Source organism: Draconibacterium sediminis (assembly GCF_000949475.1).
In the GTDB taxonomy this organism is placed as follows: domain Bacteria; phylum Bacteroidota; class Bacteroidia; order Bacteroidales; family Prolixibacteraceae; genus Draconibacterium; species Draconibacterium sediminis.
The window spans coordinates 1,505,646-1,518,006 of record NZ_JRHC01000001.1; the positions used below are offsets into that span (position 1 = coordinate 1,505,646).

General features: G+C 40.4%; 14 protein-coding genes. 2 read left to right on the top strand and 12 right to left on the bottom strand.

Annotated elements, in window-relative coordinates; all coding sequences use genetic code 11:
• Window positions 1-61: 61 nt before the first annotated feature.
• The 7 genes from LH29_RS06235 to LH29_RS06265 form a co-directional block, all read right to left on the bottom strand.
• Entirely contained in the window at window positions 62-787 is a 726-nt protein-coding gene (locus LH29_RS06235) for an ABC transporter ATP-binding protein (protein WP_052670633.1), read from the bottom strand.
• Window positions 788-868: 81 nt separating this feature from the next.
• Window positions 869-1,243 (bottom strand): four helix bundle protein, encoded by a 375-nt coding sequence (locus LH29_RS06240; RefSeq protein WP_045028824.1) that lies wholly within the window; start codon window positions 1,241-1,243, stop codon window positions 869-871.
• Window positions 1,244-1,292: 49 nt separating this feature from the next.
• Window positions 1,293-2,195, bottom strand: a complete 903-nt coding sequence (locus LH29_RS06245; RefSeq protein ID WP_045026852.1) for an ABC transporter ATP-binding protein — start codon at window positions 2,193-2,195, stop codon at window positions 1,293-1,295.
• A gap of 30 nt (window positions 2,196-2,225) precedes the next feature.
• Window positions 2,226-2,603, bottom strand: a complete 378-nt coding sequence (locus LH29_RS06250; protein WP_045026854.1) for a four helix bundle protein — start codon at window positions 2,601-2,603, stop codon at window positions 2,226-2,228.
• Between the two features lie 76 nt (window positions 2,604-2,679).
• Window positions 2,680-3,561: an HlyD family secretion protein gene (locus LH29_RS06255; protein ID WP_045026857.1), complete on the bottom strand. Its 882-nt coding sequence runs from the start codon at window positions 3,559-3,561 to the stop codon at window positions 2,680-2,682.
• Window positions 3,562-3,584: 23 nt separating this feature from the next.
• On the bottom strand, window positions 3,585-4,862 hold the full coding sequence (locus LH29_RS06260) for a TolC family protein (protein ID WP_045026860.1): 1,278 nt from the start codon (window positions 4,860-4,862) through the stop codon (window positions 3,585-3,587).
• Entirely contained in the window at window positions 4,859-5,473 is a 615-nt protein-coding gene (locus tag LH29_RS06265) for a TetR/AcrR family transcriptional regulator (RefSeq protein ID WP_045026862.1), read from the bottom strand. The genes LH29_RS06260 and LH29_RS06265 overlap by 4 nt, the downstream gene beginning before the upstream one ends.
• 161 nt (window positions 5,474-5,634) lie before the next feature.
• On the opposite strand from LH29_RS06265, the gene LH29_RS06270 reads away from it, so the two are divergent.
• A complete protein-coding gene (locus LH29_RS06270; RefSeq protein WP_045026865.1) occupies window positions 5,635-6,456 on the top strand; it encodes a 3-keto-disaccharide hydrolase in 822 nt (273 codons plus the stop codon).
• 152 nt (window positions 6,457-6,608) lie between these two features.
• Here the strand turns inward: LH29_RS06270 and LH29_RS06275 are convergent, their stop codons facing one another.
• Window positions 6,609-7,538 carry a DMT family transporter gene (locus LH29_RS06275; RefSeq protein WP_052670635.1) on the bottom strand — a complete coding sequence of 310 codons (930 nt, stop codon included), beginning with the start codon at window positions 7,536-7,538 and terminating at the stop codon, window positions 6,609-6,611.
• 229 nt (window positions 7,539-7,767) lie between these two features.
• Here LH29_RS06275 and LH29_RS06280 point away from each other — a divergent pair, with 229 nt between their 5' ends.
• Window positions 7,768-8,232 carry a MaoC family dehydratase gene (locus LH29_RS06280; protein WP_045026866.1) on the top strand — a complete coding sequence of 155 codons (465 nt, stop codon included), beginning with the start codon at window positions 7,768-7,770 and terminating at the stop codon, window positions 8,230-8,232.
• Window positions 8,233-8,335: 103 nt separating this feature from the next.
• Here LH29_RS06280 and LH29_RS06285 read toward each other — a convergent pair whose 3' ends face one another.
• The 4 genes from LH29_RS06285 to LH29_RS06300 form a co-directional block, all read right to left on the bottom strand.
• Window positions 8,336-8,842 (bottom strand): low molecular weight protein-tyrosine-phosphatase, encoded by a 507-nt coding sequence (locus LH29_RS06285; RefSeq protein WP_232302822.1) that lies wholly within the window; start codon window positions 8,840-8,842, stop codon window positions 8,336-8,338.
• Window positions 8,843-8,895: 53 nt separating this feature from the next.
• On the bottom strand, window positions 8,896-9,645 hold the full coding sequence (locus LH29_RS06290; RefSeq protein ID WP_045026868.1) for a shikimate dehydrogenase family protein: 750 nt from the start codon (window positions 9,643-9,645) through the stop codon (window positions 8,896-8,898).
• A gap of 72 nt (window positions 9,646-9,717) precedes the next feature.
• On the bottom strand, window positions 9,718-10,653 hold the full coding sequence (locus LH29_RS06295) for a DUF368 domain-containing protein (protein WP_045026869.1): 936 nt from the start codon (window positions 10,651-10,653) through the stop codon (window positions 9,718-9,720).
• A 282-nt stretch (window positions 10,654-10,935) separates the two neighbouring features.
• Entirely contained in the window at window positions 10,936-12,348 is a 1,413-nt protein-coding gene (locus tag LH29_RS06300) for a tetratricopeptide repeat protein (RefSeq protein ID WP_045026870.1), read from the bottom strand.
• Window positions 12,349-12,361 lie beyond the last annotated feature (13 nt).

Here is a 12,361-nt window from a genome sequence, read left to right on the forward strand (position 1 = left end):
AGTTCCGAGTATGCTTATGCAGAGGCTTTTTTACTCGAAACTCGTTTCTCGAAACTCTTAGCTATCTTGCTATCTTCAAAAACACCTCGTCCATGTTTGTTGCCTTGTATTTTTCTTTCAGTTTTGCCGGCGTGTCGAGTGCTTCAATTTTCCCGGCATTCATTATCGAAACGCGATCGCAATATTCGGCTTCGTCCATGTAATGTGTAGTTACAAAAACGGTAATACCGTTATGTGCTGCTTCGTAAATCAAATCCCAGAATTTACGTCGTGTAACCGGGTCAACACCTCCGGTTGGTTCATCAAGAAACACAATTTTTGGGTCGTGAAAAATAGCCACTGAAAAAGCCAGTTTTTGTTTCCATCCCAAGGGCAGATCGCCGATAAGTTTGTTTTTTACCTTCTCCAGTTCAAGCTTTTGTAACAGCTCAGCTTCTTTTACTTTACGCTGTTTACGGCCAATTCCATAAATCCCTGCATATAATTTAATGTTCTCCGAAATTGTCAGGTCTTCATACAACGAAAACTTCTGACTCATGTAACCGATATTCTTTTTGATCTTTTCAGTTTCATGGTAAATATCAAAACCTGCAACTTTCACCTCACCCGATGTTGGTGACGAAAGGCCACAAAGTATTCGAATTGCCGTTGTTTTACCGGCACCGTTCGCTCCCAGAAACCCGAAGATCTCACCCTTTTTTACTTCAAACGTCAGGTTGTCGTTTGCCGTAAAATGCCCAAATTTCTTTATCAGGTTTCTTGCTGAAATGATTGTTTCTTTTTCCATGATAGATAGTTTGCAGTCTCAGTATTCAGTCTCAGTATTCAGTCTCAGAATGCAGTCCCAGTAATCAGGTTCAGTTTACAGTTAAAGAACCGGGGCGCTTCCGAATTTCTCAGGATGGTTCATCATATAATTTAACAGTTTACCAATTTCCACACATTCGTTATATAGTTTCTTATGAATGTCATTGTTCAGGTATTCACAGGCGAATGCAAAATCAAGCCAGGTTGCAGTTTCGCTGTTTTCTCCATCGGAGTCGGTAAGCTTGCTTAAGAAGTGTTTTGGATATCGTCTTTTTCGATAAGCTTCTGCAATGTTAGTGCATGTTGAACGGGAAGATCGTCGTATTTGATCGGTAAGTGAATACTGCTCTTCTTTGGGAAAAGATTTCGAAATCTCAAAAATGTCCATCGCCAATTTAAAAGCTTTTTGATATACGATTAATTCTTTAAAATCCATGCTATTTATTTTTATTTTACTGTTTACTGCGACTGTCAACTGCGACTTCTCATTGTTCCATTAAACTCATAAAAACATCTTCAATGCCGGCCGGAATTTCTTCTGCAATTATTTTCTCATGACCAAGGTTTTGCAAATAACCTTCGAGTTCTATGGTTTCTACTTCATCATTGAAACCCGTAAAATGGGCAAACTGACCAAAAGCATAAACAGCTTCTGCTTTTTTGTAAGCACGTAAATCGTTGATGAGTTTGTACATATTTTGGGCTCCCACCTGAATAATTTTTCGTGGAAATTTATCCGTTATGCGTTTGGGAGAATCTACATCGAGAATCTGTCCGTTTTGGATCAGTGCCACCCGGTCGCAAAGGTCTGCTTCGTCCATATAGGGTGTTGATACCAAAATGGTGATGCCTTTTTCCTGAAGGTTTTTCAGCATTTCCCAAAACTCTTTACGCGAAACTGCATCCACACCGGTTGTTGGTTCGTCGAGCACCAGAATTTTGGGTTTATGAATTAAGGCACACGAAAGCGCCAGCTTTTGTTTCATTCCGCCCGACAGTTTTCCGGCCCGGCGAGTTTTAAACGGCTCAATCTGGTAATAAATGTCACGAATCAAATCGTAATTTTCCTCAACGGTGGTGCCAAAAACAGTCGCAAAAAAGTTCAGGTTTTCTTCCACGCTTAGGTCCTGATAGAGTGAAAACCGCCCCGGCATGTAACCAACCATTTTGCGGATATGTTTGTAATTTTTAACCACATCGAGGCCATCAAGTTTTGCTTCACCGGAATCAGGCAAAAGCAGAGTCATAAGAATGCGGATTAAAGTTGATTTCCCGGCACCGTCAGGTCCGATCAATCCAAAAAGTTCTCCTTCATCCACGTTTAGATTGATACCCGAAAGTGCCTTGGTTTCTTTGTATGACTTAGTTATGTTGTTTATTTCAATCATCTTTTTAGTATTCAGTCTCAGTCTCAGTTTTCAGTCCAGCACTTTGCTACTTCCAAATTTTTCAGGGTTACTCATCATGTAATTTAAGAGTTTTCCAATTTCCACACATTCGTTGTATAATGTTTCATGAATGTCATTGCTCAGATAGTTGCAGGAAAAAGCAAAATCAAGCCAGGTTGCAGTTTCGCTGTTTTCGCCATCGGAGTCGGTTAGTTTGCTTAAAAAGTGTTTTGGATATCGTCTTTTACGATACGCTTCAGCGATGTTGGTACATGTTGAACGGGAAGATCTTCTAATTTGATCGGTCAGTGAGTACTTTTCTTCTTTTGGAAATGTTTTGGAAACCTCAAAAATATCCATAGCCAGTTTAAATGCCTTTTGATATGCGATTAAATGTTTAAAATCCATAATATGTATTTTTGTTTTTACTGCTAACTGAAACTGCTAACTGAAACTGCTAACTGTGACTGATTACTGCGACTGGTCACTGCCAACTAACCTCACCAGGCATTCCAATTTTCAAGGTTCCGTCATTCTTTACGCTTACTTTAACGGCATATACCAGTTTTACACGTTCCTCCTTGGTTTGAATGATCTTTGGTGTAAATTCTGCTTCCGATGAAATCCAGGTAATCGTTCCGGTGAAATGTTGGTTTTCGGTAGCATTCTGATCGACCAATACGTCAAGTTGCTGACCAAGTTTTACATGGGGCAGCTGGGCGCCGCTTACATACACTTTTAGTTCCAGTTCGCTGATATCGGCAATTTTAAAGAGGGATTTACCGGCAGCGGTTAGTTCTCCTTGTTCGGCGTAGGTTTCCAATATGGTTCCCGAAACGGGTGATTTTATGTTGCAACGATTTAACTGATCGCTTACCGAAGCTTTTTGTGCTTCCAAAACTTCCTGCTCTTTGCTGATGAGTGTAAATTGCGTTTTTGTATTGGCAATCTGTTTGTCGATCACACTGATCTGTCCCTGAATATCGTCAAGTTGCTTTTGAGTAGCGGCTCCGTCATTCAGCATTTTCTGAATACGTTCCTCGTTGATCTTTAGGTTGGTCTTTTGCTCCTCGAAAACGGCAATTTGCGACTGAGTCGACTTACGTTTGGCCACTACCGCAGTTTGTTGTGCATCAAGTTGTAACAGCTGTAAGTGCAGTTGAACAGTATCGATGAGAGCAGCAGAATAACCGGCTTCAATTTTATCGCCTTTGTCAACATTTAGTTCAAGGATCTTTCCCGGAGTTTCAGCAGAAACAATAACTGTTTCTGCTTCGAAATTGCCATAAGCATCAGCCGTGTCGTTATTCGTTTGGCAGGCCATAAAAAGAAATGGCAGAGAAAAAATGTATAGTATCTTTTTCATGGTAATGATGTTTTGCTTGTTGTTTAGTTCTGTGTTAATGTGCCCGGTAAGGTTTTTCCTTTAATGAGGACATATTTTTCCCGGGCTTCGTTCAGTTGAATTTTGTGTAGTTCCTGTTTTAGTTTTGCTATTGTTTCTGCTTGCAATTCCTGAACATAGTCGGAAGTGGTAATTGTTTCATTCTCCAATTTTGAGGCGGCGGCTTTCGTAATCCCGGAACGCAGTTCTACCAGTTTTTCATCGTTGCTGATTAATTGTTCCAGTTTCCCAATCTGCTCTTTTTGTTGAATAAGTAAAAGATTGAGGTTTTGTATAAATGTGGCTTCCTGGCTTTGAAGCATTTCTTGCCGTAATTTGAGAATCTGTTGCTGTCGCGAAGTTTGTTTCCAGTCGAAGGCATTCCACGAAACGCCCACACCAAAAAGGTAGTATCCTTTAAATTCGTCGAGTAACATGTTTAATCCCGGTTTGCCATAACCTAACTGGCCAAATCCGAAAAGTTTCGGGTTTCTGGTTTTGGAAAGCATATTGCTTTGAACCACCAACTGTTCACGTTGATTACCCAGCAATTGTAATTCCGGGCGTAGCAATTCTGAATTGAATGAAAAGTTGGTTTGATAGGTGAATGTTCCGTTTTTATCAAACTGCTTGCCTGTCAGCAATTCAAGCATTTGGCGCGATGCATTTTTTGCAGCGTCCAGCTCTACTATATTTTGTTCGAGGTTTATTCGCTCGGCTTTTAATACCATAGCAGCCGAAGGTTCAGTCACTCCGTTACGGATTCCAGATTCAACGCGGCTCAATTGTTCATCAATGGTTTTTATTTGAGCGAGAATCACCTCTTTTTGCTGGTCGACAACCAAAGTTGTGAAAAACGCTTGTGCAACCTGCTCGTTCAGTTTATAGAGTTCCACCTCAAGTTGACTAAGGTTGCTGTTCAAAATGGCCGTTTCAAGGGTTTTGTTTGTTTTGGTAAGTCCACCGTCCCAAATGGTTTGTTGCAACTCGGCGTAAGCATTGTAACGATCTTTCGATACAGTTGGAATTGATATTCCGGGCATTGAAACAGGAACCTCGGTTACTGCCGATTGATAACTGATCTGCCCATTCAGCGTTACCTGCGGCAGGTAATTGGTTTCGTGGTTTTGTATGGAAAGCGAATTAATTTCTTTCCACAATTCCGTCTGTTTCAGGTTGGGATAGTTTTGCCGTGCCCACACATAACAACTGTCTAATTGAACGTTGTTTTGGGCAACTGCCAACTGAACCGGAAATAACAATAGAATCAGGATCTTTCTCATTTTATCAGGATTGAGTGAAGGACAAACTCCTTTACGGTTACTTTTCTTTTTTCGATAAATTCGTTGTAGCTTTTTGGGTCATCATCAAAAAACAACAGCGACAGTAGAGGTTTTGAGGCAATCGGAAATATGATTAAACTAAGTATGCTAATCAATAGGTCGCGTGGGTCCATAGTTCGAATAGTCCCCTTCTCTATTTCGTTTTTGAACATCTCAACAACTTTTTTGGGTTCCAGTCCGCTGCTTCTAATCAATCCTTCCAAAAACTCCGGATCCTGGTGAATTTCTTTTAGGATAAAAGTTGGCAGGAAAGGGTTTTTCATTAACACATCAATGTAATTTTCAATAAAGAATTCCAGCTTTACTTCAATCGGTTGGTCCGACTGAACCATGCGCATTACATTGGGTATTATTTTGGAAAAAAGACTTTCGAACGTAGCGTTAAACAACTGTTGTTTCGAACGAAAATAATAGTGAAGCAATGCTTTGTTTATCCCGGCTTCATCGGCAATTTCCTGCATGCGTGCTCCATCCATTCCTTTCCGAATAAAAACAGTTTGTGCGGCGCTCAGGATTTTTTCCTCGGTATTGTCTTTTTTTATGTTTGTCATGAAATGTAATTAACTAAATAGTTTAACCAGTTGGTCAAAAGTAGGCGCTTAAATTTAAATATCCAAGAAAATAACCAAATAGTTTAACCAAATGGTTAATTTTTGTTTTTTGGATAATAGTTTATCTTTACTGAGCATTACTAAACCAATTAAAAATATTGATGATGACAACTACGTATAAGTTTATCCTTGTGGCATTAGTGGCGTGTTCGGTAGTTCTTTCGGCATGCAACTCAAAACCGAAAACACAACAAAAGGCTGAAAAATCGGGCGAGGAGTGGATTCAACTTTTCAATGGGAAAGATTTAAACGACTGGCAGGTAAAATTCAAAGGCGAGGTGCTGGGCGAAAATTATAATAACACTTTCCGGGTTGAAGATGGTTTGCTTCGGGTGTCGTATCAGAACTGGGAAGAGTGGAATGGTAAATTTGGCCACTTATTTTACAAAGATGAATTTTCGCATTACCGTTTGCGCGTTGAGTACCGGTTTATTGGTGAACAGGCCAAAAACGGACCCGGCTGGGCATTCAGAAACAACGGTTTGATGATTCACGGACAAAGTGCCGAGTCGATGGAGTTGGATCAGGATTTTCCAACATCAATTGAAGTGCAGTTGTTGGGCGGCGTAACCGGACAAGGTGAACGTTCAACCATGAACCTTTGTACTCCCGGAACCAATGTGATTTTAAACGGCGAGTTATGGGAGCAGCACTGCACCGATTCAAAATCGAAAACACAATATGATGACGAGTGGGTAAGTGTTGAAGTGGAAGTGCACGGCGGAGAAGTGATTCGTCATTTTGTTGATGGAGAGGAAGTGCTGAGTTACGAAAAGCCACAACTGGATCCACGTGATCAGTATTTCGAAAAATTATTGCCGGCCGATGGCAATGAAATAATCAGCGGCGGAACGATATCCATTCAGGCTGAAAGTCATGGTACCGATTTCAGGAAAATAGAATTGTTGATTTTGGAAGAGTAATTTTAATTTGACAGAATCATTTAACTGTGCACAAAATCAATCTGTATTACCCTAATCCCTAAAGGGAACCAGATTGATTTTTTGGATTCACCCTTTAGGGGCGGGGTCAAAATCCAAAATATCATGTTGGAAAGTAATCTGTTAAAGAAGAGCTATTTCTGCTCCTTTTGGGCGGCCATTTTTTGTTCTCTGCGGTTGGCATAATTCAGGCTAAGCAACGACACCGCAATTATCATCATGCCAACAATTGAAACGAGATCTGCTTTTTCGTTGCTCAACAAAATCCAGCTGAGTGCTGCACCTGAAACGGGAATCAGAAATTTCCACACATTTAGTAACGAGACTTTTACGCCCGGACGTTTCAGTAATGAATACCAAATAGTAATGGCAGCTGCTGATAAAAAGCTCAGCCACGCCAAAGCGTACCAGTATTTTGGAGGAAATGGCCCCAGATGAATGCCTTCAACAGGAATGGAAACAATGGATAGCATCAAACCTCCGATAATGAGCGAAGTGGAGCTTAAAACAACCGGTGATATTGTGCCTGAGTGTTTCGCGACAATTACATTGGAATAGCCTGATACAATATTATTAACCAGTAGTATTATAATGCCAATATATTCCAGGTAGCCGGTCATCTCAACCTTCGAGCGGCCCAGTGTGATGATGGCAATACCTACCACGCCAATTAATATACTAAACGTTTTTAGCGGGGTCATTTTATCGTTGCTAAACGAGTAGTGTGCCACCAGTGCTATAAAAAGCGGTTGCGATCCCACGATCATTGCCGATAAGGAACCGGGAAGTAAATTTATACCACTGTAAAACAGCGCATATTGTGCAAATATTTGCACCACTGAGAGCAACAGGATAAATTTCAGGTTGTGTTTTAATTCTGAAAAATAGCGTTTTGGTTTTCCGAAATACAAAAACATAAGAAGGCCGGATATAGTAAAACGGATACCTGCAAACTGGAACGGACTATGATATTCCAGCCCGATTTTTACTCCCGCAAAGGCGGTCGACCAAAAAAGGCAGGCAACAATTGCCAGGAATGTTGTTGTTCGGAAAAGATTTCTCATGCGATAAATTGAAATGCAAAGGTGACCATTTTCTGATAAAAACCGGACGTGTAGGTCTGAATTTTTCAATATAACTTCAAAGTCGTTTTAAAAATGGAACATAAAGTATAAAAGTTCAGTTTTTCTTTGTGAAAGCTTTATAAAAACTAAGGATTCGCAACACTGAAAACTGCTATACTTGCGGAAAAAGGATTAACTTGGCACATCATTTACCAGAATTATTTTTTCAATGGAAAAACGAATTATCAACAACTACGAAGAGTTTGAAGCCCTTTTGGGGCAGGTTATTGGAGTTTCAGATTATGTTCAAATAACTCAGGAGCAGATAGATAAATTTGCAGATGCCACGCTCGATTACCAGTGGATACATACCGATCCGGAGCGTGCAGCCAAAGAATCGCCGTTTAAAACCACCATTGCACATGGCTATTTATCCTTGTCGATGCTGACTTATCTGTGGTACAATGTTGTTGATGTAAGAAATGTAAAGATGATCGTAAATTACGGTATCGAGAGTTTACGTTTTCAGCAGCCGGTAAAAGTGAACGACAAAATCAGGGCAACGGTATCGTTAAACGACATTAAAAACCTGCGTGGAATTGCTAAAATTCAGGTGAAAATTGTGGTTGACATTGAAGGTGAACGCAAACCTGCTTACGATTGTTTGGTAAATTTTCTTTACCACTTTGAATAAAAACAGAACTACTTATAAAGTTTTTTCATCCCCCGTTCCTTCGTCGCTTCCCCCTTCGAAGGGGGATAGGGGGATGAAAGTAACGTTCGAGGAAAACGAAACTTTAACTTATTTTTTCTAACAGCCCCTCGCAAGCATCTTCCAGCAGATCGAGTACCAGCTCAAAACCTTCGGCTCCACCGTAATACGGATCCGGAACCTCGTCGTATTGACCATCGCTGCAAAAATCTGTCATTTTGTGCAGCTTTTGCAGGTCGTTACCATTGCGGGCCATACTTTTTAAGTTCTGCATATTGCTGTCGTCCATCCCGATAATGTAATCGAAATAATCGAAATCGGAATGCGGATCAAACTTCCTGGAAAGCGATGTTAAATTATAATCGCGGCGTATGGCGTGTGATTGCATTCTTTTGTCGGCAGGTTCGCCGGCATGCCAGCCCGATGTTCCTGCAGAATCCACCTCAAACTGTTTGCTTAAACCTGCTTTTTTTACAACGCCGTTGAATACTGCCTCTGCACTTGGCGAGCGGCAAATATTTCCGAGACATACAAAAAGTACTTTTGTTTTATCCATGTTCTTTAGTTGCGAGCTACGAGTTACTAGTTTCAAGTTTAAGTACGCAGATATCTGAAAACTGTATACTGTGACTGATCACTGAATACCTACTCTTCCGCGTTCCAAATCTCATAAGACTTTTTTGCCTGGTTCAGCAACATCTCGTAGCCGTTTTTAACAGTGGCTCCGTTGGCTTGTCCTTTGGCCATAAACTGTGTTACCTCAGGATTGTAAACCAGATCAAAAAGCAAATGTTTATCAGTAATAAATTCGTAAGGAATATTCGGGAAAGTATCAACTTTTGGATAGGTTCCCAGTGGAGTGGCATTAATGATCAGCAAACGCTCGCATATTAACTGCTCATCGATGTCTTCGTAACGAATCTCATTTTCCTTTAACTCTTCAATCGATGCTGAAATATATTCGATTCCCAATTTTTTAAGAACATATTTTAATGCTTTTGAAGCACCACCTGTTCCAAGAATCAGTGCTTTTTTATGATGATCTTTTAAAAGCGGTTTCAACGATGATTCAAAACCAAAAGTGTCGGTATTAAATCCTTTTAAATGCACACCATTTTCAGTCCGTGTAACACGAATGGTATTAACAGCACCAATCTCTTTAGCCGAATCATTCAGTTCATCCAAATAAGGAATTACCTGCTCTTTGTACGGAATGGTAACGTTAAACCCAATCACTTCCGGGTTGTCTTTTACCACCTCCGGGAATTTAGTGATCGAATCGATTTCGAAATTGTCATAAGTTGAATCTATCTTTTCTGTTTCAAATCGTTCGGTAAAATATCGTTTCGAGAATGAGTGGGTGAGTGGGTAGCCTAATAATCCGTATCTTTTCATTTTATAAGTATTGAGTCGTGAGTATCAAGTATCAAGTATCAAGAATCAAGAATCAAGTATCCGGAAACCAGTTTACTTCTTCAATTTCTTTCCAATTCCTTCAACAACAAAAATGAGTGCAAATCCGGCAATTGCCAGTAGAATTGCACCAAGCAACCAGGCTTCGTGTCCTGTAATTTGCTCGTATGTGGCGGGTAAGATATTACGTTCGGCGATGGGTTTTAGTTCACCGTGACGGTCGATTATTGTTTGTGTAACTTCTTTCCACGGCCATACTTTGTTTAGCGATCCTACCATAAAACCAGCTAACACGGCAATTGTAGTATTGTGATATTTTTTCAGTAGCCACGATAATACATTTGAAAAAGCAATGATGCCAACTGCAGCTCCAATAAGGAAAGTAAGGATAACAGCAATATTCACATCGCCAACTGCCGATAGGATGAATTTGTACATGCCCAGCAGTACCAAAATAAAACTACCTGAAATTCCCGGTAGGATCATGGCGCAAATTGCAATGGCTCCCGACAGAAAAATAAACCAGTAGCTGGTGTTAGCTTCGGCAGGTGTGATAACTGTAATCAGGTAGGCAATTACAATTCCGGCCAAACCGCCAATAATGGTATCGGCTTTCCACCGTTTTATGGAGCGCGCCACATAAATAGCTGATGCAACGATCAATCCGAAAAAGAACGACCACACTAAGATAGGATAGTGGTGTAGCAAATATTCCAGCCCTTTGGCCAGTGAGAAAACACTGATGCCTACTCCGATGAATACACTGATAAGAAATGTTCCGTTAATGGCGTTCCAAAACTCAGCCAGTTTAAAACTGAATAAGAGTTTAATAGCGGTTAAATTGATTGACTTTATCGAGTTAATCAATTCTTCGTAAATACCGGTTATAAAGGCAATTGTTCCGCCGGAAACGCCCGGTACCACATCGGCAGCACCCATTGCCATTCCTTTTAATACCAGTGTAAAATAATCTTTTGCTGATCTGTTCATTTATGGTCTGAATTTGTAACGGTGTAAATACCTATTAGCTTCAAAATGTCGCATTTTTTCTTTCAGTCAAAATGTTCCTTTTTCAGTCTATCGGCATTAACCATTGTAAAATGTAAAATTTGCTTTGCGGCATTTTACATTACAATTAGTATAATTTTAATTTCGGGATGCCAAAATACAAAAACAAATTGTAAAACAGGGATTCGAAGAAGAAGGTTGACTCCCAGCTGCTGATTTTGATCGGGGATTTAATAAATTGGATAAAGAATAATCCTTAATTGTTTATTTATCCCCCCGGCGGAAATCGTCGACAACCTTTTTAAGCTGCTTACTTTTTAAAGCTCTCGGGTAAATATCGAACAGGTAATTGATGTTTTCAAAATCCTGCAGCATTGCCGAACGCAACCATTCATATGCTTCCTTGCGTTTCCGGTTCCCGAGCAATATGGCCACCAGGCGGTATTTTAGCATTGAGTCGTCGTTATTGTCGATCGCCTTTTTCAGAATTCGGATGGCACCGTTTGTATCACCGTTCTTCATCAAGGTCTCGGCCCATGTGAGCCAAATCTCGGTATTTTCAGCATCAACACGTGCGCCTTGTTTATATGCTTTTATTGCATCATCCAGGTATTCGGCATCGCTGCTAACTTTACCTAACGTCAGCCAATATTCCGAATTTTGCTTGTCGATTTTTATGGCCTTGTTGATGTAGTCGATACTTCTGTCGTACTTTTTAGCGATCCACATAATCAGCCCCACACCAAAATGAGCGGTATCGTTCTCCGGATTTATCGAAATTGCTTTTTGGTAATTGTGCTCCGATAATAACTGGTCATCCAGGTTCAGATAACACTCGCCAATGTAGCAGTAGGCATCGTCGTTATCCGGGTCAAACTCCAGAAATTCCCTGTATTTATCAATGGCCTCTTTAAAACGTCCTGAATTGGCCAGCGCGTTTCCGATATTGAACAGGGCCATATGGAAATTCTCGTTAATGGCCAGGGTGTACTCATAAGCCTCAATGGCTTTGTCGTGCATGTCGGCTTTGTTGTAAACAATACCCAGGTTAAACCATGCAGAGTAATTGTATACATCGTAATCAATAAAACGATTGTAATACTTAATACTGTTTTTGTAATCGCCAATCTGGTCGGTAAAAAATGCAAGATCGTAAAGTGCCAGTTCGTGTTTTGGATTCAGTTTTAGCGCTTTTTTGAAATAGGAGATGGCCTCACTTATTTCGCCAATTTGCACAAACGCCGAACCAACGTGATATAAAATATCGTCGGTTTCTCCGTTTCCGACTTTGATTGCTTTTTTGAATGATGCTTTTGCAAGATCTTCGTTGCCCATAATCAACGATGCCGAACCTCTTAACAGGTGAACATCGGGATTGGTGTTTTCAACTCTTTCAGCAAAATCGAGGTATTTCTGAGCCTGGTCGTATTTGCCTTTGCTCAGCAGAATTTGCGCATATTTTAAATGAAGAGGAACAGCATTCGGGTGGATTTGTATGCCTTGTTTAGCCGCAATTTCAGATGACTGCAAATCGCCTTCTTCCATTAGTTGCTCAACAATTCCTTCAAATTCCGACACATCGAAATACTTTGCACGTCCTGAGACCAAAGAGCTCTTAAAACGCTTAAGTGCTTCACTAATATCCTCTTCCCTCCAATTATCTCTTTCCTCGTTCATCGTATATTAAGTT

Bases quoted from the DNA above. Each gene is read 5' to 3' on its own strand.
- LH29_RS06235 (WP_052670633.1), bottom strand. From the start codon at position 787: ATGGAAAAAGAAACAATCATTTCAGCAAGAAACCTGATAAAGAAATTT.
- LH29_RS06240 (WP_045028824.1), bottom strand. From the start codon at position 1,243: ATGGATTTTAAAGAATTAATCGTATATCAAAAAGCTTTTAAATTGGCG.
- LH29_RS06245 (WP_045026852.1), bottom strand. From the start codon at position 2,195: ATGATTGAAATAAACAACATAACTAAGTCATACAAAGAAACCAAGGCA.
- LH29_RS06250 (WP_045026854.1), bottom strand. From the start codon at position 2,603: ATGGATTTTAAACATTTAATCGCATATCAAAAGGCATTTAAACTGGCT.
- LH29_RS06255 (WP_045026857.1), bottom strand. From the start codon at position 3,561: ATGAAAAAGATACTATACATTTTTTCTCTGCCATTTCTTTTTATGGCC.
- LH29_RS06260 (WP_045026860.1), bottom strand. From the start codon at position 4,862: ATGAGAAAGATCCTGATTCTATTGTTATTTCCGGTTCAGTTGGCAGTT.
- LH29_RS06265 (WP_045026862.1), bottom strand. From the start codon at position 5,473: ATGACAAACATAAAAAAAGACAATACCGAGGAAAAAATCCTGAGCGCC.
- LH29_RS06270 (WP_045026865.1), top strand. From the start codon at position 5,635: ATGATGACAACTACGTATAAGTTTATCCTTGTGGCATTAGTGGCGTGT.
- LH29_RS06275 (WP_052670635.1), bottom strand. From the start codon at position 7,538: ATGAGAAATCTTTTCCGAACAACAACATTCCTGGCAATTGTTGCCTGC.
- LH29_RS06280 (WP_045026866.1), top strand. From the start codon at position 7,768: ATGGAAAAACGAATTATCAACAACTACGAAGAGTTTGAAGCCCTTTTG.
- LH29_RS06290 (WP_045026868.1), bottom strand. From the start codon at position 9,645: ATGAAAAGATACGGATTATTAGGCTACCCACTCACCCACTCATTCTCG.
- LH29_RS06295 (WP_045026869.1), bottom strand. From the start codon at position 10,653: ATGAACAGATCAGCAAAAGATTATTTTACACTGGTATTAAAAGGAATG.
- LH29_RS06300 (WP_045026870.1), bottom strand. From the start codon at position 12,348: ATGAACGAGGAAAGAGATAATTGGAGGGAAGAGGATATTAGTGAAGCA.